Annotated in this window: 23 protein-coding genes; 15 read left to right on the top strand and 8 right to left on the bottom strand. The window is 66.3% G+C overall.

Annotated features, from left to right (window positions below; translation table 11 throughout):
* The first annotated feature begins 304 nt into the window (after positions 1-304).
* From QM470_RS16705 to QM470_RS16670, 8 genes are all read left to right on the top strand, one after another.
* Positions 305-2,239, top strand: coding sequence for an AMP-dependent synthetase/ligase (locus tag QM470_RS16705; protein WP_283340032.1), 1,935 nt, complete (start codon positions 305-307; stop codon positions 2,237-2,239).
* A 21-nt stretch (positions 2,240-2,260) separates the two neighbouring features.
* Complete coding sequence (locus tag QM470_RS16700) at positions 2,261-3,046, top strand: ABC transporter ATP-binding protein (RefSeq protein WP_279997876.1); 786 nt, start codon at positions 2,261-2,263, stop codon at positions 3,044-3,046.
* A gap of 25 nt (positions 3,047-3,071) precedes the next feature.
* Positions 3,072-4,001, top strand: a complete 930-nt coding sequence (locus QM470_RS16695; RefSeq protein WP_283340030.1) for a branched-chain amino acid ABC transporter permease — start codon at positions 3,072-3,074, stop codon at positions 3,999-4,001.
* A gap of 34 nt (positions 4,002-4,035) precedes the next feature.
* Positions 4,036-5,112, top strand: a complete 1,077-nt coding sequence (locus tag QM470_RS16690) for a branched-chain amino acid ABC transporter permease (RefSeq protein WP_066541176.1) — start codon at positions 4,036-4,038, stop codon at positions 5,110-5,112.
* An 83-nt stretch (positions 5,113-5,195) separates the two neighbouring features.
* Positions 5,196-6,518 (top strand): ABC transporter substrate-binding protein, encoded by a 1,323-nt coding sequence (locus QM470_RS16685; protein ID WP_283340029.1) that lies wholly within the window; start codon positions 5,196-5,198, stop codon positions 6,516-6,518.
* Between the two features lie 164 nt (positions 6,519-6,682).
* Positions 6,683-7,492, top strand: coding sequence for an ABC transporter ATP-binding protein (locus tag QM470_RS16680; RefSeq protein ID WP_066541181.1), 810 nt, complete (start codon positions 6,683-6,685; stop codon positions 7,490-7,492).
* Positions 7,493-7,602: 110 nt separating this feature from the next.
* Entirely contained in the window at positions 7,603-8,850 is a 1,248-nt protein-coding gene (locus QM470_RS16675) for a phenylacetate--CoA ligase family protein (protein WP_283340028.1), read from the top strand.
* Positions 8,851-9,240: 390 nt separating this feature from the next.
* The gene (locus QM470_RS16670; RefSeq protein ID WP_283340027.1) at positions 9,241-10,227 is read left to right on the top strand and encodes a tripartite tricarboxylate transporter substrate-binding protein; all 987 of its coding nucleotides are present in this window, start codon (positions 9,241-9,243) and stop codon (positions 10,225-10,227) included.
* A gap of 113 nt (positions 10,228-10,340) precedes the next feature.
* Here the strand turns inward: QM470_RS16670 and QM470_RS16665 are convergent, their stop codons facing one another.
* From QM470_RS16665 to QM470_RS16655, 3 genes are all read right to left on the bottom strand, one after another.
* Positions 10,341-10,688, bottom strand: coding sequence for a DUF1840 domain-containing protein (locus QM470_RS16665; protein ID WP_066541187.1), 348 nt, complete (start codon positions 10,686-10,688; stop codon positions 10,341-10,343).
* A 14-nt stretch (positions 10,689-10,702) separates the two neighbouring features.
* Positions 10,703-11,968: a class I SAM-dependent methyltransferase gene (locus QM470_RS16660; RefSeq protein WP_283340026.1), complete on the bottom strand. Its 1,266-nt coding sequence runs from the start codon at positions 11,966-11,968 to the stop codon at positions 10,703-10,705.
* Between the two features lie 135 nt (positions 11,969-12,103).
* Positions 12,104-12,718 (bottom strand): hypothetical protein, encoded by a 615-nt coding sequence (locus QM470_RS16655; protein WP_066541189.1) that lies wholly within the window; start codon positions 12,716-12,718, stop codon positions 12,104-12,106.
* A gap of 67 nt (positions 12,719-12,785) precedes the next feature.
* Here QM470_RS16655 and QM470_RS16650 point away from each other — a divergent pair, with 67 nt between their 5' ends.
* Positions 12,786-13,967 carry an aminopeptidase gene (locus QM470_RS16650; RefSeq protein WP_283340025.1) on the top strand — a complete coding sequence of 394 codons (1,182 nt, stop codon included), beginning with the start codon at positions 12,786-12,788 and terminating at the stop codon, positions 13,965-13,967.
* Positions 13,948-14,241, top strand: coding sequence for a polyhydroxyalkanoic acid system family protein (locus QM470_RS16645; RefSeq protein ID WP_283340024.1), 294 nt, complete (start codon positions 13,948-13,950; stop codon positions 14,239-14,241). Before QM470_RS16650 ends, QM470_RS16645 begins: the two co-directional genes overlap by 20 nt.
* A 284-nt stretch (positions 14,242-14,525) precedes the next feature.
* Here the strand turns inward: QM470_RS16645 and QM470_RS16640 are convergent, their stop codons facing one another.
* Both QM470_RS16640 and QM470_RS16635 read right to left on the bottom strand, forming a co-directional pair.
* A complete protein-coding gene (locus QM470_RS16640; protein WP_280014232.1) occupies positions 14,526-14,780 on the bottom strand; it encodes an acyl-CoA-binding protein in 255 nt (84 codons plus the stop codon).
* A 183-nt stretch (positions 14,781-14,963) separates the two neighbouring features.
* On the bottom strand, positions 14,964-16,172 hold the full coding sequence (locus QM470_RS16635) for a M20 aminoacylase family protein (protein WP_283340023.1): 1,209 nt from the start codon (positions 16,170-16,172) through the stop codon (positions 14,964-14,966).
* A 497-nt stretch (positions 16,173-16,669) separates the two neighbouring features.
* On the opposite strand from QM470_RS16635, the gene QM470_RS16630 reads away from it, so the two are divergent.
* Entirely contained in the window at positions 16,670-18,736 is a 2,067-nt protein-coding gene (locus QM470_RS16630) for a molybdopterin-containing oxidoreductase family protein (RefSeq protein WP_283340022.1), read from the top strand.
* A 45-nt stretch (positions 18,737-18,781) separates the two neighbouring features.
* Here the strand turns inward: QM470_RS16630 and QM470_RS16625 are convergent, their stop codons facing one another.
* Positions 18,782-19,693: a LysR family transcriptional regulator gene (locus QM470_RS16625; RefSeq protein WP_283340021.1), complete on the bottom strand. Its 912-nt coding sequence runs from the start codon at positions 19,691-19,693 to the stop codon at positions 18,782-18,784.
* A 134-nt stretch (positions 19,694-19,827) separates the two neighbouring features.
* On the opposite strand from QM470_RS16625, the gene QM470_RS16620 reads away from it, so the two are divergent.
* A complete protein-coding gene (locus tag QM470_RS16620; protein ID WP_283340020.1) occupies positions 19,828-20,730 on the top strand; it encodes a pirin family protein in 903 nt (300 codons plus the stop codon).
* A 65-nt stretch (positions 20,731-20,795) separates the two neighbouring features.
* Positions 20,796-21,425 carry an isochorismate family cysteine hydrolase YcaC gene (ycaC, locus tag QM470_RS16615; RefSeq protein WP_280014228.1) on the top strand — a complete coding sequence of 210 codons (630 nt, stop codon included), beginning with the start codon at positions 20,796-20,798 and terminating at the stop codon, positions 21,423-21,425.
* A 112-nt stretch (positions 21,426-21,537) separates the two neighbouring features.
* On the opposite strand, the gene QM470_RS16610 is transcribed toward ycaC, so the two are convergent.
* Complete coding sequence (locus tag QM470_RS16610) at positions 21,538-21,933, bottom strand: winged helix-turn-helix transcriptional regulator (protein ID WP_283340019.1); 396 nt, start codon at positions 21,931-21,933, stop codon at positions 21,538-21,540.
* A 176-nt stretch (positions 21,934-22,109) separates the two neighbouring features.
* On the opposite strand from QM470_RS16610, the gene QM470_RS16605 reads away from it, so the two are divergent.
* Positions 22,110-23,117, top strand: coding sequence for a zinc-dependent alcohol dehydrogenase family protein (locus QM470_RS16605; protein WP_283340017.1), 1,008 nt, complete (start codon positions 22,110-22,112; stop codon positions 23,115-23,117).
* 352 nt (positions 23,118-23,469) lie between these two features.
* The gene (locus QM470_RS16600) at positions 23,470-25,038 is read left to right on the top strand and encodes a sensor domain-containing diguanylate cyclase (RefSeq protein WP_283340016.1); all 1,569 of its coding nucleotides are present in this window, start codon (positions 23,470-23,472) and stop codon (positions 25,036-25,038) included.
* A gap of 219 nt (positions 25,039-25,257) precedes the next feature.
* Here QM470_RS16600 and QM470_RS16595 read toward each other — a convergent pair whose 3' ends face one another.
* Positions 25,258-26,256, bottom strand: coding sequence for a Bug family tripartite tricarboxylate transporter substrate binding protein (locus tag QM470_RS16595; protein WP_283340015.1), 999 nt, complete (start codon positions 26,254-26,256; stop codon positions 25,258-25,260).
* Positions 26,257-26,279: the final 23 nt, after the last annotated feature.

Raw genomic sequence — 26,279 nt, 5'->3', positions numbered from 1 at the left:
GGGTTTTCCCCAGGCTTGTAAGCAGGCTTTGCGCCATGGCAGACAAATGTGCAAAAGCGGCCTTCCGGGCGACAAATTTACGCCCCTGGCCCAGCGTCCGTGACGTGCCGCAAGGCGACAGGCCTGCACTTCAGCGATCGTCCGACAGACGGCGCGTGTTTTCCCGATAAGGAGTTTCCCCCGGAAAGTCATCGCAAAGACAACCCGGCGTCAAACCGCTTCCTACCATCGCTGCAACACCACCACTCCATGGGGCTTGTGCCCGGTGGAACGGCCTGAAACCAGCATCCTGTGAGGACCCGGAATGAGCAACACATTCCCGCATCTGCTCCTGAAGCACGCCGCCGAGCGCCCCGACGCGCCCGCCCTGCGTGAGAAAGAGTACGGCATCTGGCAAACCTGGACCTGGGGCGAAGTCGCTCGCGATGTGCGCGCCCTGGCCTGCGGTCTGGCCGACCTGGGCCTGGCCAAGGGCCAGAACCTGGCGTTCATCAGCGACAACCGGCCCCATCTGTACATGGGCTTTGTGGCGGTGCAAAGCATAGGCGGCGTCCCCATTCCGCTCTACCAGGATGCCGTGGCCCAGGAAATGTCCTTCGTCATGCAGGATGCAGAAGTGGCCTTCGCCTTTGCCGAAAACCAGGAACAGGTGGACAAGCTGCTGGAAGTGCGCGAGACCGTGCCTAGCATCCGCCACATCATCTATGACGACCCCCGCGGTCTGCGCAAGTACGACCAGCCCGGCCTGATCAGCACCGCCCAGCTGATGGAGCGCGGCCGCGCCTGGGACCAGGCCCATCCCGGGGTCTGGGACAGCATGGTGCAGCAGGTGAAGGCCTCCGATGTCTCGGTGATCCTCTACACCTCGGGCACCACCGGCAAACCCAAGGGCGTGTGCCAGACACACAGCAGTTTCATCGGCTCGGCCCGCGGCGCGGTGGAAGTCGACGGCCTGAACCCTGCGGACAATGTGATGTCCTACCTGCCTCCGGCCTGGGTGGGCGACCACCTGTTCTCGCTGGCGCAGTGGATGGTGGCGGGCTTCACCATCAACTGCCCGGAATCCGGCAGCACGGTCACCATCGACCTGCGCGAGGTGGGCCCCACCTATTACTTCGCCCCGCCCCGGGTGTTCGAAGGCATGCTGACCTCGGTCTCCATCCGCATGGAAGATGCCGCCAAGGGCAAGCAGTGGCTGTATGAAAAGTGCATGCAGCTGGCCAAGCGGGTGGGCGCCGACATCCTGGACGGCAAGCCCGTGAGCGCGCTGGACCGCATCAAGTACAAGCTGGGCGATCTGCTGATCTACGGGCCGCTGCGCAATGTGATGGGCCTGTCGCGCATCCGCGTGGCCTACACGGCCGGTGCGGCCATCGGCCCGGACCTGTTCCGCTTCTTCCGCTCCATCGGCATCAACCTCAAGCAGCTGTATGGCCAGACCGAAACCTGCGCCTATGTCTGCATCCAGAAGAACGGCCATGTCAAGCTGAACACCGTGGGCCAGGCCGCTCCCGGCATCGAGCTGAAGATCGCCGACAACGGCGAGGTGCTGGTCAAGGGCGTGTCGGTGCTCAAGGAGTATTACAAGCGCCCCGACGCCACCGCCGAGGTGATCGATGACAACGGCTACTTCCACACCGGCGACGCCGGCGTGCTGGATGCCGACGGCCACCTGCGCATCATCGACCGCGCCAAGGATGTGGGCAAAATGAACACCGGCGCCATGTTTGCGCCCAACTACATCGAGAACAAGCTCAAGTTCTTCTCGCACATCAAGGAAGCCGTGTGCTTCGGCAATGCCCGCGACGAAGTCTGTGCCTTCATCAACATCGACTACGAAGCCGTGGGCAACTGGGCCGAACGCCAGAACATTCCCTACGGCGGCTATGTGGACCTGGCCTCCAAGCCCAAGGTGCTGGAGCTGGTGGCCGAATGCCTGGGCCAGGTCAATGCCGATCTGGCCACCGAGCCCGGCATGGCCGACACCCAGATCGCACGCTTCCTGGTGCTGCACAAGGAGCTGGACCCGGACGATGACGAGCTGACCCGCACCCGCAAGGTCCGCCGCAACTTCATCGCCGACAAATACGGCGTGCTGGTGGATGCGCTGTATGGCGGCAAAAAGGAGCAGTTCATCGAGACCCTGGTCAAGTTCGAGGACGGACGCACCGGCAGCGTCAGCGCCACGCTCCAGATCCTGGATGTCAAGACCTACCCGGCCGCGCGCGCCGCCGCCTGACCCGCAACGAGGCAAGCAGCCATGACAGACAAAAAGATCGGCGATGTCATCCTGGACATCCAAAACATCAGCCTGCGCTTCGGTGGCGTGAAGGCCCTGACGGACATCTCGTTCAATGTGCGTGAGCACGAGATCCGTTCCATCATCGGCCCCAACGGCGCCGGCAAGAGCTCCATGCTCAACTGCATCAACGGGGTCTACACCCCGTCGGAAGGCTCCATCACCTTCCGGGGTCACAAGTTCGACCACATGAACAGCCGCCAGGTCGCAGAAATGGGCGTGGCCCGCACCTTCCAGAACCTGGCGCTGTTCAAGGGCATGAGCGTGATCGACAACATCATGACCGGCCGCAACCTGAAGATCAAAAGCAATCTGCTGATGCAGGCGCTGCGCATCGGTCCGGCCGAGAAGGAAGAAATCGCCCACCGCGAATTCGTCGAACACATCATCGACTTCCTGGAAATCCAGGCCTACCGCAAGACGCCGGTGGGCCAGCTGCCCTACGGCCTGCAAAAGCGCGTGGACCTGGGCCGCGCCCTGGCCATGGAGCCGCAGGTGCTGCTGCTGGACGAGCCCATGGCCGGCATGAACGTGGAGGAGAAGCAGGACATGTGCCGCTTCATCCTGGACGTGAACGACGAGTTCGGCACCACCATCGTGCTGATCGAGCACGACATGGGCGTGGTGATGGACATCTCCGACCGCGTGGTGGTGCTGGACTACGGCAAGAAGATCGGTGACGGCGCCCCCGACGAAGTGCGCAGCAACGAAGACGTGATCCGTGCCTACCTGGGCACCAGCCACTGACACCACGGAACACGGGAGACCCGCAATGGCATTCTTTCTGGAAACCCTGTTTGGCGGCCTGATGGCCGGCATGCTCTACGCGCTGGTGGCACTCGGCTTCGTGCTGATCTTCAAGGCCTCGGGCGTCTTCAACTTCGCCCAGGGCGCGATGGTGCTGTTCGCCGCGCTGGCGATGGCGCGCTTTGCGGAATGGATTCCGCAGTGGACCGGCATCGAGAACAAGATCGTCTCCAACATCGCCGCCTTCATCATCGCCGCCGCGATCATGTTCGTCTGCGCCTGGGTGATTGAGCGCCTGGTGCTGCGCCACCTGGTGAACCAGGACGCCGCCACCCTGCTGATGGCGACGCTGGGCATCACCTACTTCATGGAAGGCGTGGGCCAGACGCTGTTCGGCAGCGAAATCTACAAGATCGACATCGGCATGCCCAAGGACCCGGTGTTCCTGCTGGACTCGGTGTTCGACGGCGGCGTGATGGTCAACCAGGAAGACGTGATCGCTGCCGTGATCGCCGCCTGCCTGGTGGCCGCCCTGTCCGTCTTCTTCCAGAAGACCAGCACCGGCCGGGCCCTGCGCGCCGTGGCTGACGACCACCAGGCCGCCCAGTCCATCGGCATTCCGCTGAACCGCATCTGGGTGATCGTGTGGTGCGTGGCCGGCATCGTGGCCCTGGTGGCCGGGATGATCTGGGGCTCCAAGCTGGGGGTGCAGTTCACGCTGACCACCGTGGCGCTGCGTGCGCTGCCGGTGGTCATCCTGGGCGGCCTGACCTCGGTCCCCGGCGCCATCATCGGCGGCTTGATCATCGGCGTCGGCGAAAAGCTGTCCGAGGTCTACCTGGGCCCTTATGTGGGCGGCGGTATCGAAATCTGGTTCGCCTATGTGCTGGCCCTGGTGTTCCTGCTGTTCCGTCCCCAGGGATTGTTCGGCGAGAAGATCATCGACCGCGTCTGACCGGGCTCCCCCCAAGAACAATTAGGAGACATACATGTTCTATCGTGAGAACGGCCAGTTCAAGACCAGCTACCGGGCGGACCAGCAGATCTTCACCATCCGCCAGGACAAGGTGGCGATCCTGCTGCTGATCGCCGCGGCCTTCCTGGTGGTGCCGATGTTTGCATCGGACTACTTCTACCGCGCCATCCTGATTCCGCTGGTCATCATGTCGCTGGCCGCACTGGGCGTGAACATCCTGGTGGGCTACTGCGGCCAGATCTCGCTGGGATCGGGCGCCTTCATGGCCGTGGGCGCCTACGGCGCCTACAACTTCATCGTGCGCATTCCCGGCATGCCGCTGATTCCGGCGCTGATCCTGGGCGGCCTGTGCGCGACCTTCTTCGGCATCCTGTTCGGCCTGCCCAGCCTGCGGGTCAAGGGCCTGTACCTGGCCGTGGCCACGCTGGCGGCGCAGTTCTTCAGCGACTGGATGTTCCTGCGCATCAAGTGGTTCACCAACGATTCGCCTTCGGGCTCGGTGTCGGTGAGCAATCTTCAGGTGTTCGGCATGCCCATCGAATCGGCCACCTCCAAGTACATCTTCTGCCTGGCGGTGCTGGTGGTGATCGCGCTGCTGGCCAAGAACCTGGTGCGCGGCGCCATCGGCCGCGAATGGATGGCCATCCGCGACATGGACGTGGCCGCCAGCGTGATCGGCATCCGCCCCATGTACGCCAAGCTCAGCGCCTTTGCCGTCAGCTCTTTCATCATCGGCGTGGCCGGTGCGCTGTGGGCCTTTGTGCACCTGGGGGCCTGGGAGCCCGCCGCCTTCTCGGTGGACGTGTCCTTCAAGCTGTTGTTCATGGTGATCATCGGCGGCCTGGGCTCCATCATGGGCAGCTTTTTCGGTGCGGCCTTCATCGTGGTGCTGCCCATCTTCCTGAGCCTGCTGCTGCCTGCCGTGGCCGGTCTGTTCGGCTTTGAAATCTCCACGGCCGGTGTGTCGCACGCGGAATTCATCATCTTCGGCGGGCTGATCGTGTGGTTCCTGATTGTGGAGCCCCATGGTCTGGCCAAGCTGTGGTCGATTGGCAAGCAAAAGATGCGTGTCTGGCCTTTCCCGCATTGATGCGGATTGAGTTTGCAAGGTGTGTGTGCGCGCACAGCGCGCTTTCGGTGACGTTAGATCGATTCCATTCAAGGAGACAAACCATGAAGTTCACCCGTCTGGCCCTGGCGGCCACCCTGGTTGCAGCAGGCGCCGGTTTTGCCGGCAGCGCATCGGCCCAGGCCAATGAGCAGTTCATCCCCCTGCTGTCCTACCGCACCGGCGCCTACGCCCCCAATGGCATTCCATGGGCCAACGGCAAGCAGGACTACCTGAAGCTGATCAACGAGCGCGATGGCGGCATCAATGGCGTGAAGATCACCTACGAAGAATGCGAAACCGGCTACGCCACCGACCGCGGCGTGGAATGCTACGAACGCCTGAAGAGCAAGCCCAATGTCGCTGCCTTCGACCCCCAGGCCACCGGCATCACCTTTGCGCTGACCGAAAAAGCACCCGTGGACAAGATCCCGCTGATCACGCTGGGCTACGGTCTGTCCATCGCCAAGGACGGCAACGCCTTCCAGTGGAACTTCCCCTTCATGGGCAGTTACTGGACCGGCGCCGACATCCTGATCCAGCACATCGGCAAGAAGGCCGGCGGCCTGGACAAGCTCAAGGGCAAGAAGATCGCGCTGATCTACCACGACAGCCCCTTCGGCAAGGAACCCATCCCGGTGCTGCAGCAGCGCGCCAAGATGCATGGTTTCGAGCTGCAGCTGCTGCCCGTGACCGCCCCGGGCGTGGAGCAGAAGGCCACCTGGCTGCAACTGCGCCAGAGCCGTCCCGACTATGCCCTGCTGTGGGGCTGGGGCGTGATGAACTCCACCGCGCTGAAGGAAGCCCAGGCCACCGGTTTCCCGCGTGACAAGCTGTATGGCGTGTGGTGGGCCGGCGCCGAACCCGATGTCCGTGACGTGGGCGAAGGCGCCAAGGGCTACCAGACCCTGGCACTGAACGGTTACGGCCAGAGCACCAAGGTGGCCCTGGACGTACTCAAGCATGTGCACGACAAGAAGGTCGGCACCGGCCCGCGCGACGAAGTCGGCTCCGTGCTCTACACCCGCGGCATGATCATCTCCATGCTGACGGTGGAAGCCATCCGCACGGCACAGGAGAAGTTCGGCAAGGGCAAGCCCATGACCGGCGAGCAGGTGCGCTGGGGTTATGAAAACCTGAACCTGACCGAAGCCCGCCTGAAGGAACTGGGCTTTGACCAGGTGATGCGCCCGCTGAAGACCAGCTGTGCCGACCACATGGGCTCCACCTCGGCCCGCATCCACACCTGGGACGGCAAGAAGTGGAACATGGGCACCGACTGGTACCAGTCCGACGACAAGGTGATCGAGCCGCTGATCAAGGAACAGGGCGACAAGTACCTGGCCGAGAAGAAGCACACCCGCCGCGCCGCGGCTGACTGCAAGTAAGGGCCTCCGGCCCGGCATGCGGCCCTCTGTGCTGCATGCCGCGGCCGCCCGCGCTTGCGCACCGGCACTGCCCGCCCCCGTGCGGCAGTGCCCAGCCGACAGTCCTGCTCGCTCCCCGCATTCCGGCGGCATGCAGGCCTGCCGATTGGTTGAAAGGCACGCACATGGAACCCAAGAACATCGTCCTCAATGTCAACGGCATTGAAGTCATCTACAACCACGTCATCCTGGTGCTCAAAGGCGTCTCGCTGCAACTGCCGGAAAAGGGCATCGTCGCCCTGCTCGGCGGCAACGGCGCAGGCAAGACCACCACGCTGCGGGCGATCTCCAACCTGCTCAAGGGGGAACGTGGCGAGGTCACCAAAGGCTCCATCGAGCTGCGCGGCGAGCAGATCCAGAACCTGTCGCCCGCCGAACTGGTCCAGCGCGGCGTGGTGCAGGTGATGGAAGGCCGCCACTGCTTCGCCCACCTGACCATCGAAGAAAACCTGATGACGGGCAGCTACACCCGCACCGACAAGGGCGAGATCGCGGCCAACCTGGAGAAGGTCTACAACTACTTCCCCCGCCTCAAGACGCGCCGCACCAGCCAGGCGGCCTACACCTCGGGGGGAGAGCAGCAGATGTGTGCCATCGGCCGCGCCATCATGAGCAACCCCAACATCGTGCTGCTGGACGAGCCCTCCATGGGCCTGGCGCCGCAGATCGTGGAAGAGGTGTTCAACATCGTCAAAGACCTGAACACCAAGGAAGGCACGACCTTCCTGCTGGCCGAACAGAACACCAACATGGCGCTGAAGTACGCCGACTACGGTTACATCATGGAAAGCGGCCGCATCGTGATGGACGGATCGGCCAGCGATCTGGCCAGCAACGAAGACGTCAAGGAGTTCTACCTGGGCGTGGGCGGCGACCAGCGCAAGAGCTTCAAGGACGCCAAGAGCTACAAGCGCCGCAAGCGCTGGCTGGCCTGATCCGCAGCGGTGCCGGGCACCGCGGCTGCATCCACCGCTGCTACCGCGCCTGCTTTCGGCGGTAGAGCCTGTTTTTTCCGAAAACTTCTTCCCGCATGCAGGAGCCTGAGATGAGTTCGTTCTACGACGCCCTGGAAACCCGCAGCCCCGCCGAGCGCGAGGCCGATCTGCTGGCCCGTCTGCCCACGCAGATTGCCCAGGCCCAGCAGCATTCCCCGGCCTTTGCGCAGATCCTGGCCGGCGTGGATGCCAGCCGCATCACCAGCCGCGCAGCGCTGGCCCAGCTGCCCGTGACCCGCAAGTACGAGCTGCTGCAACGGCAACGCGACCACCTCGCCCACAGCCCTTTCGGCGGCTTTGCCACGCACGGCTTCGGTCGGCAGATGCCCCGCGTGTTCAGCAGCCCCGGCCCCATCTACGAGCCCGAAGGCACGCGGGGCGATTACTGGCGCATGGCCCGCGCCATCTACGCGGCGGGCTTTCGCCCCGGCGAGCTGATCCACAACTGCTTCTCCTACCACTTCGTGCCCGCCGGCTCGATGATGGAGACCGGTGCCCATGCCCTGGGCTGCACCGTCTTCCCCGGCGGCACCGGCCAGACCGAGCAGCAGGTGCAGGCCATGGCCGAGCTGCGTCCGGCCGGCTACATCGGCACGCCCAGCTTTCTGAAGATCATTCTGGAAAAGGCCGCCGAACAGGCAGTGCCGCTGCCCACGCTGACCAAGGCCCTGGTCAGCGGCGAGGCCTTCCCGCCCTCGCTGCGCGACTGGCTGGCCGAGCGGGGCGTGGCCGCCTACCAGGCCTATGCCACGGCCGATCTGGGGCTGATCGCCTATGAAACAAGCGCACGCGAAGGCCTGGTGCTGGACGAAGGGGTGATCGTGGAAATCGTGCGCCCCGGCACCGGCGACCCGGTGGCCGAAGGCGAAGTGGGCGAGCTGGTGATCACTACGCTGAACACCGACTACCCGCTGATCCGCTTCGGCACCGGTGACCTGTCGGCCGTGCTGCCCGGCCACTGCCCCACCGGCCGCACCGCCACCCGCATCAAAGGGTGGCTGGGCCGTGCCGACCAGACCACCAAGGTGCGCGGCATGTTCGTGCATCCCGCCCAGGTGGCCGAGGTGGCCAAGCGCTTCCCGCAGATTCTGAAAGCACGCCTGGTGGTCAGCGGCGAGATGGCCAACGACCAGATGGCGCTGCAGGTGGAAACCACCGAGACCGCCGACGGCCTGGCCCGGCTGATTGGCGATGCCATCCGCGACGTGACCAAGCTGCGCGGCGATGTGCAGCTGCTGCCGCCCGGCAGCCTGCCCAATGACGGCAAAGTGATCGAGGACGCCCGCAGCTACCGCTGAACCCCGGTCCGCCCGGCAGCATGGAGACCGCCCCCAGGCGGGTTCCATGCTGTTTTTTTTAGCCCATCCCTGGCCCCACAGGCCATACCGGCCGTTTTCCGCACCCAATCCGCACGCTGCAACGGCCGCTGCGCAATGCCCCAGATCAACACCCGGCCACTGCTGACGCAAATGCGACAGTTGTTGACAACTTGCTGACGCACGGTGGTGCTACCCCCTGCTTTCTTCCAATTTCTTGACTTCAAAAAAAGGAGCATTCGAGGCTTGCAGCGCAATGTGTAACGGCTTGTAGTTCTTAAAACCAGCCCCTGAATCGCTCGGGTTAGTACTAGGCCGATAACGGCAGATGTTCGACACCATGGCGCCCTTGTTTTCGTAGGAGTTGAGTCAATGAAAAACACCATCCGTCTGGCCACTTTGGCCGTTGCCGCCGCTGCCGCTTGCGGTGCCCACGCCCAAGCTTTCCCTGCTGGCAAGAACATCACCATCGTGGTGCCCTTCGCGGCCGGTGGCCCGACCGACCGTGTCGCACGCGATCTGGCCGAAGCCCTGCGCAAGCCCCTGGGTGGCGCCACGGTGGTGATCGAGAACGCTGCCGGCGCCGGCAGCACCATCGGAGCCGCCAAGGTGGCCCGCGCCCAGCCCGATGGCTACACCCTGCTGCTGAACCACATCGGCATGGCCACCATCCCCTCGCTGTACCGCAAGCTGTCGTTCAATGTGCTCAACGACTTCGAGTACCTGGGCATCGTCAACGACGTGCCCATGACCGTGGTGGGCCGCCCCACGCTGGAAGCCGCCAACTACGCCGAGCTGAGCAAGTGGATCAATGCCAACAAGGAAAAGGTCAATCTGGGCCACTCCGGTCTGGGTTCGGCCGGCCACCTGTGCGGCCTGATGTTCCAGAGCGCCGTGAACGTGCAGATGACCACCGTGGCCTACAAGGGCGCGGCGCCTGCCATCACCGACCTGATGGGCGGCACCATCGACCTGATGTGCGACCAGACGACCAACACCAGCTCGCAGATCGAAGCCAAAAAGGTCAAGGGCTACGCCGTCACCACCAAGGAACGCCTGACGACCCCGGCCCTGAAGCACCTGCCCACCCTGAACGAGTCGGGCGTGAAGGGCTTCAACGTCACCGTCTGGCATGGCCTGTACGCGCCCAAGGGTACGCCGGAAGCCGTCCTGGCCCAGATCAACACGGCGCTGAAGGCCGCCCTGAAGGACCCCACCTTCATCCAGAAGCAAGAAGGCCTGGGTGCTATCGTTGCCACCGACAACCGCGTGGAACGCGCCGGCCACAAGGAATTCGTGAAGTCGGAAATCGACGCCTGGGGCAAGGTCATCAAGGCCGCCGGCCAGTTTGCCGACTAAGCCAGGCATGGCAGGTCTGCCCTCGCAGAGCCTGCCACCATCAAAAAACGGTGCCTCTGGCACCGTTTTTTTTGGGCCTGTGCATCCGGGTGCACAGGCGGGGAAAACCCGGGTCAACGCTCCCAGGTCACGTCCTTGCCCTCCTGGGCACTGGCGCGGAACATGTCCACCAGCGGTTTGACGCGCTGGCGCAGGCTGACGGCCCCCAGCTCGTCACTGAGCTTGGCCAGGGCCTCGCCGGCCTTGGGGTTGCCGTTCTTGACCTCTTCCTCCAGGGCCTTGCGGCGTTTTTCGTCTTCCACTACCGCAGTTTCCAGGGCGCTGATGGCGCCGGGGATCTGTTCCACGGTCACGATGCCGGGCTCGCCGGGTGTCTTGCCCAGGACCAGCAGGATCTGCTTGCCGGGGGCATCCAGCATGGTGAGGTCGGCGGTTGCGCGAGATTTGAATTTATAGGCCATGGTGCTTGCTCCTTTTATCGGTACATATAGTCACGCTGGAAAGGGTAAGCCGATTGTGCTCCACGCAGCTTGCCTTGACGCAAATCACCGTCCGGATGGATGACCAACATCTGGTACAGCGCCATCCAGCCGCGCTCGAATCCCATGGCGCAGCCTGCCAGATACAGGCGGTAGGCACGCAAGGCCTTGTCCGCTCGCTCGGGCGCCACCTGCTGCCGCAGGATCTGCGCCGCCTGCGCCAGCTGCGCCTCGAGCGCGTCCGACCAGGACCACAGCGTGCGCGCATAGTGCGGGCGCAGGTTTTCGGTGTCCACCATCTCCAGGCCGCTGCCGGCCATGTCGTGCAGCACGGTGCTCACATGCAGCAACTCCCCGCCGGGAAAGATGTAGCGGCTAATGAACTCGCCCATGCCGGCGCCCAGTTCGTGGTTGTCCACCCCGCCGGCCGTGATCCCGTGGATCAGGGCCATGCCGCCGGGCCGCAGCAGTTTCTTGACGGTCTGGAAGTACTCCGGCATGTTGGCCCGGCCCACATGCTCGAACATGCCCACCGACGCCACCTTGTCGAACGGGTCCGCCGCGGACTTCTGGCGGTAATCGCACAGCTCCACGTGCACCCGGCCCTGCAGGCCTTTCTGCGCAATCAGCTGCTGCACATGGCGGTACTGGTTGTGCGACAGCGTGATGCCATGCGCCTCCACCCCGTAATGCTCGGCCGCCCACAGCAGCAGCCCGCCCCAGCCCGCACCTATGTCCAGAAAGCGCTCGCCCGGCTGCAGCTGCAGCTTGCGGCAGATATGGTCCAGCTTGGCCTCCTGGGCCTGGGCCAGCGTCATCCCGGGGTCGCGGTAGTAGGCGCAGGAATAGACCCGGCGCGGGTCCAGCCACAGCGCGTAGAAGTCATCCGACAGGTCGTAGTGGAACTCGATCTGCTGCGCATCCCGCACCAGCGTGTGCATGGCCATGGAGCGCATCTTGCCGACCGCGCTGGTCCAGCGCCCGGGCTGCGGCTTGAGAGGGTCCTCCCCGTCCAGCAGGCCGGCGGCGGCATCCATCACGTCGCGCATGGTGCCTTCCACATCGACCTGTCCTTCCACGATCGCCGTGCCCAGCGAACCGATCTGCCCATCAGTCAGGAACGGCAGGGCCAGGGCCGAATGCACGCGCACGCGCACCGGGGCATCCTCCGGTCCGATCCACTGCCCGGCGGGCAGCTGTACGTAGACGGGAGTGGAGAGTGAGGCCAGACGCGCCTCCAGCTGGGAGAGCATGACTTTCATGGCGCTCCATTCTTCGCACGCATTGCAGTGCGTCAATGGCAAATGTCCGACCCGGCCGTGTTGCGCAGGCGCACATTTCCGGCTGCGCAGCCTTGGCGGATGCGGGTGCGGCACAGGCTGCACCCATTCTGCAGCTTATGCAGTTTTAAGCAACTTTTTGTAAGCGTACAACGTTTGGGGTGCGACAGACTGCAACACCTGTTCGTAGCTGCTCTTGTGGCGAGCCATCAGCCGCACCGATGCCACGGTGCGCGACTTGCAGAACCAGTGGCAGGTGTGCTGCATCAGCATCAGCTCGGCCGTCATGGTGAAGGCGCGTTCCTTGCGCTGCTGCGGCGTCATGCTCTCGTCGCCACAGGCGGCGCGGATGGCCTGGGCGTGCAGCTGCAGCGCCTCGCGCATGTCGAAAGACGCCGCCGGCACGATGCGGTCGAAATAGGGCAAGGCCAGCGGCAGGGTGCTGACCCGGGCCCGGTTGTCCGGCACCTGGGCAAAATCGTCGGCAAAGCGCTGAAACTGGCCCACCAGCTTCTCTTCGTTCTGCGCCAGCACGGCCCAGACCTGGGCCTGGCGCTGCGGATCCTGCTCTCCGGCCGCACGCAGATAGCCATCCATCAAGGTGCCCAGCAGCTTTTCAATCTGCGTGCCGCCCAGAAACGAGGCCAGCAGCAAAACCCGCTGCCTTTGCTCCTGCACCTTGAGCAGGTACAAAGCTACCGAAACCACCAAAAACAGCGTGAACCAATCCATCAGAGTGCGCCATACGCAAAGCAACAAAGCTGAGAGTGTAGTCAGCCCGGACCGACCCTGCCGCACGATGCCCTGGCGGCGCAGTGGCGCCAGCCTGGCTGCGGCACTGCTGCTGGCGGGCTGTGCCGCCCAGAGCCCGCTGGGCTACTACTGGCAGGCAGCGGCCGGCCAGGTGCGGATGCTGGCCGCAGCCCGCCCGGTGGCCGAGGCCGCGCAAGACCCGCTGCTGCCCGACGCCCTGCGCCAGCGCCTGCTGCGCACACAGCAGATCCGCAGCTTTGCCAGCCAGCAGCTGGCCCTGCCCGACAACGCCAGTTACCGCCGCTACGCCGATCTGGGCCGCAGCAGCGCGGTGTGGAACGTGGTGGCCGCCCCCGTCGATGCGCTGGAGCTGCACCGCTGGTGCTACCCGGTGCTGGGTTGCGTCGGCTACCGCGGCTACTTTGCCGAAGCCGACGCCCAGCGACACGCCACCCGGCTGCGCCAGCAGGGGCTGGAGGTGCACGTCTATGGCGTGCCCGCCTATTCCACGCTGGGCTGGTTCAACTGGCTGGGCGGGGATCCCCTGCTGAACACCTTCATCCGCTGGAGCGAGCCCGAACTGGCCGGACTGGTCTTCCACGAGCTGGCCCACCAGCTGCTGTATGTGCAGAACGACACGGCCTTCAACGAATCTTTCGCCACCGCCGTGCAGCGCCTGGGCACGCAGCAGTGGCTGAGCACGCAGGCCTCCCCCGCGCTGCAGGCCGCCTTTGCGGCGGCCGAACTGCGCCGCCAGGAGTGGCGCGAACTGACACGCAGCACCCGCGCCGCCCTGGTGGAGCTCTATGCCGAACACGCCCGCTCTCCGTGGACGGCCGAATCCCTGGCGGCACGCAAACAGATGGTGCTGGCGGACTTTCACCAGCACTACGCCCGGCTGCGGGCCGGCTGGCAACAGGAATGGCAGGCCGTGCTGGCCCAGCGCGCCGCTGCGGCACCGGCCGTGGCCACGCCCACCGATCCCTGGGCACTGACCGATGCCTGGGTGGCCCAGGCCAACAATGCCAGCTTTGCCGCACTGGGCGCCTACGAGGACTGGGTGCCGGCCTTCGTATCCATGCACCAGCAGGCCGGCGGGGATTGGCCGCGCTTTTATGATGCCGTGCGCGCGCTGGCCCGGCTGCCTGCGGCGCAACGCCAGGCGGCGCTGTGCGCCGCGCTTCCCCCCACTTCACCGCATCCCGACTGTGTCCGACATCCAGATTGACCGCCCCCACACCCTGGGCCTGCCCACCGCCCGCCAGCACGCCCGTCTGTGGGCCGACAAGGCCCAGGCCAAGTTCGGGGTGGAATGCCGCTACGAGGAAGGGGCCGAACGCGATGTGCTGCACTTCAGCGGCAACGGCATCGACGGCCAGCTGCAGGTGAGCGCCGATGCGCTGCAGCTGCGCGCCTCGCTGGGCTTTCTGGCCGCCATGTTCAAGGACCAGATCGAAGCCAAGCTCCGCGCCCAGTTCGACGACATGGCCGCCGCGGCCTGAGCGATATCGGGGCCAGGGCCGCTGCCGCCGTGCCGCCCTACCACGCGGCGGCTGGCCGGACACCCGCACCATGGCCTGCACCGCAGGCCCTTTCAACGCAGCAGGGGCGCTGGGGTCATACTGGCTTTCCGGTCCTCGGCGCCCGCATGCGGTCAGGCCTGGCTCACCGATGCCGGTCCAGCCACCCGCCCCCCAACCCGCCCCCCTTGCGGCGGCCATAAAAAAAGCGGCCCGGGCGGGCCGCCTACCTTGAAGCTGTGTGTGCAGTGCGGGGACGCCGCTGCTCAGCGCAGCGATTCGATCAGGTCGATGTACTGCTGCTTGGCATCGTCCAACGAGGTGTCCTTGAGCTTTTCCCAGGCATCCCACTTGGCGCGGCCGACCATGTCGGAGAAGCTGGGCTTCTTGGCTTCGTTGTCGCCATCGGTGGCCTGCTTGTACAGCGCGTAGATCTTCAGCAGCGTGGCGTTGTCGGGACGCTCGCTCAGGGTCTTGGAATTGGCAACGGCGGCTTCGAACGTGGCGTTCAGATCGGACATGGAAAGCATCTCCTCGCGGGTCATGGAATACCTGCAGTGTAGCGACAAACCGGCTTAAAAAGCACGGTCGTTCACATTCACCATATCCGGCTTTACCCTAGGATGCTCCGGCCGCCTCCGCCCCGCAGGACCGCCCACCGCCAGGGCAGATGGGCAGACTGCATCTGCGGGCAGCGCCGATACTCAGCGTGTGGGCTGCTCCAGCCACTGCTGGGCCAGCAGCACCCAGAACGCCGCACCGCGCGGGATCAGCGCATCGTTGAAGTCATAGCTGGGGTTGTGCAAGGTGCACGGACCGCCGCCATGGCCCAGGGCGCGGTGATCGCCGTCGCCATTGGCGATAAAGCAGTAGGCGCCGGGCTTTTCCAGCAGCATGAAGGCAAAGTCCTCCGCGCCCATGGAAGGCTCCTGGGGCAGGGCATTGGCCTCGCCCACCACCTGGGCCATCACGCGGCGGGCAAAGTCGGCCTCGGGCGCAGTGTTGATGGTCGGCGGGTAGTTGCGCACAAACTCGAACGTGCACTGCACGCCATGGGCGGCGCAGGTGCCGCGCACCACCTCTTCCATGCGGCGCTCGATCAGGTCCAGCACTTCCAGCGTGAAGGTGCGCACCGTGCCCTGCAGTTCCACGCTGTCAGGCACCACATTGGTCGCCTCGCCGGCATGCACCATGGTGACCGACACCACGCCCGCCTCGATGGGCTTGACGTTGCGGCTGACGATGGTCTGCAGCGCAGTGATGATCTGCGCCGCCACCGGCACCGGGTCCAGCACCATGTGTGGCATGGCCGCATGGCCGCCCTTGCCGCGCACCACGATCTTGAATTCGTTGCTGGACGCCATGGCCGGGCCGGGGCCCACCGCCATCGTGCCTTCGCGCATGCCGGGCCAGTTGTGCATGCCGAACACTGCCTGCATCGGGAACTGGGTGAACAACCCGTCCTTGACCATCTCGCGCGCGCCGCCACCGCCCTCTTCGGCCGGCTGGAAGATCAGGTACACCGTGCCGTCCAGGCTGTCGCGGTGGGCCGCCAGGTACTGGGCTGCGGCCAGCAGCATGGCAGTGTGGCCATCGTGGCCGCAGGCGTGCATCTTGCCGGCGTGCTGGCTGGCGTGGGCGAAGGTGTTGAACTCCTGCATGGGCAGGGCATCCATGTCGGCGCGCAGCCCGATCGCCTTGCCGTTGGTGCCTCCGTCCCTGCCATGCAGGATGCCGACCACCCCGGTCGTGCCCAGGCCGCGGTGCACGGGAATGCCCCACTGCGTCAGCGTGGCCGCCACCACATCGGCGGTGCGCACTTCTTCGAAGCACAGCTCGGGGTGGGCGTGGAGGTCACGGCGGATGGCAGTGATCTGGGGGGCCTGGTCGGCCAGGAATGCGGTCAGGGACATACAGCGGTCTTTCCAAAAATCCAGGGCGGGCAGCGCTGGCACACAGCCAGGGACTGCCACCCGCACAGCGGGCAGGGCCTGCGACAAAAAGCATAGCAGCACCGGTTCACCCTGCGCACGCTGCGTGCATGTTTCATGCCATCGTGTACCGCACGACCGTCAGCGCACGCCGTAGCGGTACGCGAAATAGGCCGCCGCCAGCACGCCCAGCAGCGCCAGAATGCGCATGGCTTTGCCCATCTCACCACTCCCCTGCGGAGGAACCGCCTCCGGTTCCGCACAGTATCGCCCCTTCCGCCGCCGCCCGGGCCACAGCCCAAGCCCGGGTGCTGCGTGGCATGCGGCCACGGCTGTGCACCGCGCCAGCCTGCTGCACTGCAGCAGATATGCATATGCACGGCGCACGGCACAGGACGTGGTGAAATGCGCAAAAAACCTGTGCAGGGCCAGACCGCCCCGGCCTGCCCCGCCTCCTCCCCACGACCGCCCCCACCGCCATGTCTGCTCTCCCCGACTCTGCTGTCACCACCGTCACCGGCGCCTGCCCCCACGACTGTCCGGACACCTGCTCGCTGCGCACCACCGTGATCGACGGTGTGGCCACGCGGGTGCAGGGCAATGCGGACCACCCGCACACCGGCGGGGTACTCTGTGCCAAGGTCAGCAAGTACACGGAGCGCACCTACCATGCGGACCGGGTGCGCCAGCCGCTCAAGCGCAGCGGCCCCAAAGGCAGCGGCCAGTTCACCCCGGTCAGCTGGGATGAGGCCCTGGGCGACATCGCACGGCGCCTGCACACGATTGCCCAGCGCAACCCCGAAGCCATCCTGCCGTACAGCTACGCCGGCACCATGGGTCAGGTACAGGGCGAAAGCATGGACCGGCGCTTCTTCCACCAACTGGGCGCCAGTCTGCTGGACCGCACCATCTGCGCCAGCGCCGGCAGCGAGGCCCTGACCGCCACCTACGGCGGCAAGCTGGGCATGCGGGTGGAGTTCTTTGCCGAGAGCCAGCTGATCCTGATCTGGGGCAGCAACGCCATCACCAGCAGCCTGCATTTCTGGCGCTACGCCCAGGAGGCCAAGCGCAACGGCGCCCGACTGGTCTGCATCGACCCGCGCAAGAGCGAGACCGCCGACAAATGCCATGAGCACCTCCAGCTGCTGCCCGGCACCGATGCCGCGCTGGCCCTGGCGCTGATGCACGAGCTGATCCGCAACGACTGGCTGGACCACGACTACATCGCCCAGCACACCCTGGGCTGGGATGCGCTGAAGGCCCGGGCCCTGGAATGGCCGCCCGCACGCGCCGCCGCCATCTGCGGTCTGCAGGAAGCACAGATCACGGCGCTGGCCCGCGCCTACGGCACCGCCCGGCCCGCCGCCATCCGCCTGAACTACGGCATGCAGCGTGCGCGCGGAGGCGGCAATGCCGTGCGCGCCATCGCCTGCCTGCCGGCCCTGGTCGGCGCCTGGCGCCACCGTGCCGGCGGCCTGCTGCTGTCCAGCTCGGGCGTGTCCCCCTTCCACAAGGCAGCGCTGCAGCTGCCGCAGCTGCTGGGTGACCGCCGTCCGCGCACGCTGAACATGAGCACCATCGGCGATGTGCTGCTGCACCCGGGCGACGCACACTGGGGCCCCCAGGTCGAGGCCGTGGTGGTCTACAACAGCAACCCCGTGGCGGTGGCCCCGGAGTCGGCCAAGGTGGCCGCCGGTTTTGCCCGCGAAGACCTGTTCACCGTGGTGCTGGAACATTTCCTGACCGACACCGCCGACCATGCCGACTATGTGCTGCCCGCCACCACCCAGCTGGAGCACTGGGACATCCACGGCAGCTACGGCCACACCGATGTGCTGCTGAACCGCCCGGCCATTGCCCCCGAAGGCCAGGCGCGCAGCAATGCGCAGATCTTCAGCGCCCTGGCCACCCACATGGCCCGGCTCGACCCGGCCTTTGCCGCCCCGCACTTTCAGGCCTCCGATGAAGCGCTGTGCCGCACGGCCGTCGCACAGACGGCGGTGGATTTCGACGCCCTGCTGCAGCACGGCTTTGCCCGCATTCCGGTGGCCGATGCGCCGTTTGCCGAAGGCGGCTTTGCCACGCCTTCCGGCAAGTGCGAATTCGACAACCCGCTGCTGGCCCAGCGGGGCATCAACACCCTGCCGGACTACCTGCCCAACTACGAGACCCCGACTGCCGCCTACCCGCTGGCCATGATCTCGCCCCCGGCGCGCAACTTTCTGAACAGCAGCTTTGCGAATGTGGCCAGCCTGCAGCGCATGGAAGAACGCCCGCTGCTGGAGCTGCATCCGGATGATGCCGCCACGCGCGGCATTGCCGACGGCGATGCCCTGCGCGTCTTCAACGCCCGGGGCGAACATGTCTGCCACGCCAGCCTGAACGGCCGCGCCCGTGTCGGCGTGGTGGTGGGGCTGGGCCTGTGGTGGCGCAAGCACGGCGCCAATGGCACGAATGTGAACGAGCTGACACACCAGCAGCTGACCGACATCGGCCGCGCGCCCTGCTTCTACGACTGTGCCGTGCAGGTCGAACGGCTAGCGTAACGCACCGCACCCGGCCCACGCACCAGAAGGTGCGTGCAACCTGTCTCAGCCCTCTTCCAGCGCCTGGAACTGCTGCACCAGAAAATCCAGCAGTGCCCGCACCGCCGGCAGCTGGCCCCGGCGCGAGGCATAGACAGCGTGGATGATTTCCACACGCGGTGCCCAGCCCGGCAGCACCTGTACCAGGGCACCGCTGTCCAGCTCGGCCTGGATGAACATGCGAGGCAGCTGCACCACGCCCGCGCCCTGCAGGGCGGCATCGCGCAGCGCCAGCATGGATTGGGTCACCAGCCGGGGCTGGTGGCGCACCTCGGCGCGCTCTCCCCCCGGCCCCAGCAGCACCCAGCGGTGGGTCTCCTGGGGCAGCCCCATCTCCAGGCTGGGCCAGTGCGATAAATCCATGGGGCCTGCGGCCTGGCCGCACTGCGCCAGCAGCGCCGGACTGGCCACCAGGCACTGGCCCCGCTCGGCCAGGGTGCGCAGCACCAGATCGCTGTCCTGCAGCGGGGGCGGACGCACGCGGATGGCCAGATCCAGCCCTTCGGCCACCACATCCACGCGGCGGTTGGTTTCATCCACCTGCAGCTGCACGCGCGGATGCAGCACCATGAACGCGCCCAGCATCTTGCCCACCTGGGCCGCCAGCAGGGCCACCGGGCAGCTCATGCGCACCACGCCGCAGGGCTCGGCATGGGTGATGGCCACGGATTCCTCGGCCGCCTCGGCCTCGGTCAGCATGGCGCGGCAGTGCTCGTGGTAGCGCTTGCCCACCTCGGTCACGGCAAAGCTGCGCGTGGAGCGCAGCAGCAACTGGGCGCCCAGGCGCTCTTCCAGCTGGGCAATGCGGCGGCTGAGCTTGGATTTGGGGATGCCCAGGGCACGGCTGGCGGGTGCAAAGCCGCCGTGCTCCACCACCAGGGCAAAGTAGTACAGGTCGTTGAGGTCGGGCAGTTTCATCGTTTCAAAAATAGAACGCTGCAGTGATTTTTTGCAGTCTACCGCGAACATCGTTCCGATTCCATACTTCACCCATGTTCAACGCACCGCCGACAGCCCCACGCTGCAGCGGTACCGACCAAGGAGAGAGCGCCATGCTGAAGAAGATTCTGGGTGTATACGACGGCCCCCGTCCCCACTGGGTGGGCAATGGCTTCCCGGTGCGCTCGCTGTTCAGCTACGGCGACCACGGCCGCGCCCTCAGCCCGTTCCTGCTGCTGGACCATGCCGGCCCGCACCAGTTCACGCCCACCACCGGCCGCCGCGGCGTCGGCACCCACCCGCACCGGGGCTTCGAGACCGTGACCATCGTCTACGACGGTGAAGTCGCCCACCGCGACTCCACCGGCGCCGGCGGCACCATCGGCCCCGGGGATGTGCAGTGGATGACGGCGGCCTCGGGCATCCTGCACGAGGAGTACCACTCCGAAGCCTATGCCGCACAGGGCGGCGCCTTCGAGATGGTGCAGCTGTGGGTCAATCTGCCGGCCAAGGACAAGCTGTCCGCCCCCGGCTACCAGACCCTGCTGAACGCCGACATTCCCCGCGTGGCGCTGCCCGACGGTGCCGGTTCGGTGCGCGTGATTGCAGGTGACTTTGCCGCCGCCCATGGACCGGCCCGCACGTTCACCCCCATCAATGTGTGGGATGTGCGCCTGAATGCCGGAGCCAGCACGCAGCTGCAGGCCCAGCCCGGCCACACGCTGGCCCTGGTGGTGCTGCACGGCACGGTGATGGTCAACGGCCAGGACGTGGTGCGTGCCGGCCAGCTGGTGCACATGGACCGTGCCGGCGATGTGCTGCAGCTGGAGGCCAACAACGAAGTCACGCTGCTGTGGCTGTCGGGTGAGCCCATTGACGAGCCCGTGGTCGGCCATGGCCCGTTCGTGATGAACACCGAGGCCGAGATTGACCAGGCCCTGGACGACTTCCGCAGCGGCCGCTTCGGGCGGATGCCGGCAGCCGCACGCAGCCCCGGCGCCACCCTGGCCCACTGACCATCCTTTTTTCCTCCGGCGGGCCCGCCCGCCGGATTCTTCCCCCCGTTCCCAAGGAGACTCCCATGAGCAACAAGCCTTACGTTCGCCTCGACAAAGACAATGCCGCCGTGCTGCTGGTGGACCACCAGACCGGCCTGCTGTCCCTGGTGCGCGACATCGACCCGGACAAGTTCAAGAACAATGTCCTGGCCCTGGCCGACATGGCGGAATACTTCAAGCTGCCCACCATCCTGACCACCAGCTTTGAAACCGGCCCCAACGGCCCGCTGGTGCCCGAGCTGAAGGAAAAATTCCCCACCGCCCCCTACATTGCCCGCCCTGGCCAGATCAACGCCTGGGACAACGAAGACTTCGTCAAGGCCGTCAAGGCCACCGGCAAGAAGCAGCTGATCATCGCCGGTGTGGTGACCGAAGTCTGCGTGGCCTTCCCGGTGCTGTCGGCCCTGGAAGAAGGTTTCGAGGTTTTCGTCATCGCCGATGCCTCGGGCACCTTCAACAGCATGACCCAGCAGGCCGCCTGGAGCCGCATGGAGCAGGCCGGTGCCCAGTTGATGACCTGGTTCGGCGCGGCCTGCGAGCTGCACCGCGACTGGCGCAATGACATCGAGGGTCTGGGCCAGCTGTTCAGCAACCACATCCCCGACTACCGCAACCTGATCCACAGCTACACCACGCTGACCGCCGGCAAGTAAGCCAATGCCGCCCCCACGGGGCGGCCCTCGGTCCTCCCCCCATCCAGCCAGCGCGCAGGAGCCAGCGTTCCTGCGCGCTTCTTTGGCCTCTGTTCCGCTGGCCCTCTGGCGCCTATGCCGCGCGCTGCAGCGGCGCGGCGGCCTCGGTGTCCATGGTGCAGTGCGCAGGGACGGCATCTTCCTGCAGGTGCTCGCGCGCATAGGTCTCGCCCCAGTGGCGCATGGCCAGCAGCACCGGTTGCAGCGTCTGGCCCAGCGCGGTCAGCGCGTAGTCCACGCGCGGCGGCACTTCGGCGTGCACCGTGCGCTCCACAATCCCGGCCTCTTCCAGCTCGCGCAGCTGCAGCGTCAGCATGCGCTGGGTGATGCCGCCGATCTGGCGGTCCAGCTCGCTGAAGCGTTTTTTGCCATGCAGCAGATGGAACAGGATGATGGGCTTCCAGGTGCCACCCATCACGGACAGCGTCACCTCCACGGCGCAGCCGCTCTTGCGATTCAAACGTTTCATCACGGTCCTCCTGGGTGGTGCGGGTCAGGCATGCCGCAGCCCGGCAGCGTAGCGCAAAGCCTGTGCTGGCGCATTACTTACATTTTTAATACTACCCCACAAATATGTCGGTTCTGGCGCTGTCAGCCGCTGCATTGCACCATACACCCCATCGTATTTCTCACCCAAGGATTGCCATGAAAGCCATGCACATTGCCGCCCCCGGCGGCCTCGACCACCTGGTCCCCGTGGAACTGCCCGCTGCTGCCGCGCCTGCCGCCGGCGAGATCCAGGTGCGCGTGCACGCCAGCTCGCTCAACTACCACGACCTGCTGGTCGCCAGCCGGCCCGGCGCCGCAGCCGACGGTCGCATCCCCATGGCCGACGGCGCGGGCGTGGTCACCGCCGTGGGCGCGGGCGTGACGGAGTTCGCCGTGGGCGATGCCGTGGTCTCCACCTTCTTCCCGCAGTGGCTGGCCGGCCGCCATGTCCCATCCGACTTCAAGCTGGTGCCCGGCGACGGCGTAGACGGCTTTGCACGCGAATCCGTCACCCTGCCGGCCACCGCCTTCACCCATGCCCCCCGCGGCTGGAGCCACGAAGAAGCGGCCACTCTGACCACGGCCGGCCTGACGGCCTGGCGCGCCCTGGTGGTGGATGGCGGCCTGCAGGCCGGTCAGACCGTGCTGGTGCTGGGCACGGGCGGAGTCTCCATCTTTGCGCTGCAAATGGCCAAGAGCATGGGTGCGCGCGTGATTGCCACCACCTCCAGCCACGCCAAGGCCGAACAGCTCACGGCCCTGGGCGCCGATGTGGTCATCAACTACAAGGACCAGCCCGAATGGGGCAATGCCGTGCTGGCCGCCACCGGCGGGCGCGGTGCGGACATCGTGGTGGAAGTGGGTGGTCCCGGCACGCTGCCGCAGTCCATCCGCGCCTGTGCGCCCGGCGGCCACATCGCACTGATCGGTGTGCTCACCGGCTTTGCCGGCGCCGTGCCCACGGCGGAGATGATGGGCAAGCAGCAAACGCTCAAAGGCCTGATCGTGGGCAGCCGCGAACACCAGCAGGACATGGTGCGTGCGCTGGAGCAGTTTGCCTGGAAGCCGGTGATCGACAGCCGCTACCCGCTGGAGCAACTGCCTGCCGCCTTTGCCCACCAGCAGTCCGGCCAGCACTTCGGCAAGATCGTCGTGCACTACTGATCGGCCCCACCACCCCGGCAGCCTGCGGGCACGCTGCCGGGGTGGTGCTTCGGAAAGCGCTTTCACGACCCGCGACGGGGGTGCCCCTCGGCGGCAGGGCACGTCCCGTGCGCGCGTGCATACCTGCATCTGCGCAGCGCACCCGGCCGCAGCCCAATGCCGCACCGGCGTGGCGGCAAGCCGACACCGTTCGTCGCCGGTCCCCCGCATAATCCGTTCATCGGCGGGGACTGCGTTCCGCAGACACGGCCCAGGTCGCTCCGCCCCCCGCACACGCTGCCTGTCGCAGCCTCCGTCTGGCTACCGTGTAGCCGCTTTTTGACGGGCAGGACCTTCGCCCTGCCCCTCCGCCATGGACTTACGCCGCCTCATCCTGGGCCTGACACTGTGCAGCGCCCTCCTGCCGTTTGCCAACACCTTCTACGCGGGCTACACGGTGCAGCGCCAGCAGCTGATCGACACCACCCAGGACGGCAATGCGGCCTACGCCCGCAAGCTCGCCGGGAGCACCGAGGATTTTCTGCAGTCCGCGCTGCAGCAGCTGGCCTACACGGCCAAGCTGCTGGCCGAGCACATGGACGATGAGCGCCAGCTGATGGACGAAGCCACGCGCCTGCGCCTGCAGACCAAGAGCTTCAATTCCGTCACCATCTACAACCCGCTGGGCACCGTGCTGGCCACCTCACCGGAGACGCTGCAGATCAAGGGCAAGACACTGACCAGCACCGCCGTGCAGGACTCGCTGCGCACCCAGGGCCCGGTGATCAGCCAGGCCTATATGTCCACCGCGGGCAATCTGATCGTCTTTCTGTCCCAGCCCATTTTTTCCGCCCAGGGCGAGTACCTGGGTGCCGTGGGTGGCAGCATCTACCTGAAGCAGGAAAGCATGCTGGACAAGCTGCTGGGCGAGCATTTCTACGAAGACGGCTCCTACCTCTACGTGGTGGACAAGACCAAGCGCATCATCTACCACCCCCAAAGCCAGCGGGTGGGCGATACGGTCACCGGCAACGAAGCCATCGACCAAGTGCTCAGCGGCCATTCCGGGCGCATTGCCGTCGTCAACAGCCAGGGCGTGTCCATGCTGGCCGGCTACGCCCCCGTGCCGTCCGCGGGCTGGGGCATCGTGGCCCAGCGCCCGCAAAGCGCCACCCTGGCACCGCTGGATGCGCTGATGCGCACCATGCTCTACAAGACGCTGCCGCTGACCGTGCTGCTGTTGCTGCTGATCTGGTGGGGTGCACGCCGCATCGCCCAGCCGCTGCGCCAGCTGGCCAACGGCGCCCACACCATGGACCACCCGGAGACGGCGCAGAACATCCAGTCCGTCCAGTCCTGGTACTACGAGGCCCAGGAACTGAAGAAAGCCATGCTGGTTGGCCTGGGCCTGCTGCACAAGAACATCACCAAGCTGCGCCAGGACGTGCACACCGACCCGCTGACCGGCCTGGGCAACCGCCGCCACCTGGATACCGCCCTGGCCAGCTTTGCCGCCAACCGCACGCCGTTTGCGGTGCTGGCCATCGACATCGACCACTTCAAGCGGGTGAACGACAGCTTCGGCCACGACGTGGGCGACACCGTGCTCAAGCACCTGGCCCTGCAGATGCGCGATGTCTCCCGCATCGACGATCTGCCCTGCCGCGTGGGCGGCGAAGAGTTCGTGATCCTGCTGCCCGGTGCGCCCCGCCACATTGCCGCCCAGGTGGCCGAACGCCTGCGCTTGCTGGTGGAGAGCACCGAACTGCCCAATGTGGGCCGCATCACCATTTCGCAGGGCGTCTCCAGCTGGCCCGATGGCAGCACCGACATGCCCACGGTCTTCAAGCAGGCCGACGACATGCTCTACGCCGCCAAGCGCGCCGGCCGCAACCGGGTGGAAGTCTTCATGCCGGGCAGGAAAGTGGCGGAGACCGTCTAGGCCGGCAGCCCCCGGCGCGTGGTGGCCCGTGCGCAGCGCCCGCCCCCTGCGACGCTGCGGCAGTGCACACCTTGAAAAGCGCTTTGCAGCCCCGCCAGACCGGAGCGTGCACGCCCTGGCGCCACCGCCCTTCACCGGCCCGCGGCTGCAAAGAATTTTTCAAGCGCGGCCACCACAGGACTGGGCGTTCCAGCGCCCAGGGCGGCAGGCCTTGCTCCCTCAATCCAGCTGCACGCCCGCCCGCTGGATGATCTCGCCCCAGCGCCGGGCCTCTTCGCGCGCCTGGGTGTAGAACTGGGTGGGGCTGCCGGCCAGCGCATCCATGCCCAGTTCCTTGAGGCGCAGCGCCACCGCCGGGCTGGCCAGGGCGCGGTTCAGCTCGGCATTGAGCCGCTCGACCACCGCCGTGGGAATGCCGGCCGGGCCCAGCACGCCCTGAAAGGCATAGACCTCGGCACCGCTCACCCCGGCTTCGGCCAGCGTGGGCACCTGGGGCAGTGCGGCCAGGCGCTGGGCCGAGCCGCTGGCCAGCGGGCGCACCTTGCCGGTCTGCATCAGCGGCAGGCCGGCGGCCAGGTCCAGAAACATGCACGGCACCTGCCCGCCCATCACATCCGCCACGGCAGGGGCCGCGCCCTTGTAGGGCACATGGGTCAGCTGTGCCCCGGTGCGCTGCTTGAACAGCTCCATGGCCAGGTGGTGGGGGGACCCATTGCCCGGTGAGGCGTAATGGATGCCGCCCGGCTGGGCCTGGGCCCGCTCCAGCAGCTGGGCCACGGTCTGCACCGGGAAGGCCGGGTTCACCACCAGCACCAGCGGAAAGCGGCTGATGCCGCCGATGTAGCTGAAGTCCCGGGCCGGCTCGAACGGCAGCTTGCGAAACAGGTGTTCGTTGAAGGCCAGCACGGCGTTGTCGGCGGACATCAGGGTGTAGCCGTCCGCCCGCGCCGTGGCCACCTGGTGGGCCGCGATGTTGGTGGAGGCGCCGGGCTTGTTCTCGATCACGATGGGCTGGCCCAGTGCGGGGCGCATGGCCTCGGCCACGGTGCGGGCCAGCACATCGGTGCCGCCGCCCGGCGGATAGGGCACCAGCCACCGGATGCTCTGGCGCGGCCAGCCGGAGGGGCCGGGGGCAGCAGTCTGCGCCAGCGCCCGTGTACCAAGAAGTCCACCGGCCGCCACCGCTGCGGTGCCGGCCAGCCACTGTCTGCGATCCATGCTCTGCCTCCTGTGGGCGGCGG

The sequence above is a fragment of the Comamonas sp. 17RB genome, from assembly GCF_030056555.1.
GTDB classification, from domain to species: domain Bacteria; phylum Pseudomonadota; class Gammaproteobacteria; order Burkholderiales; family Burkholderiaceae_C; genus Comamonas; species Comamonas terrigena.
This window is presented reverse-complemented; position numbering and strand designations above follow the sequence as displayed.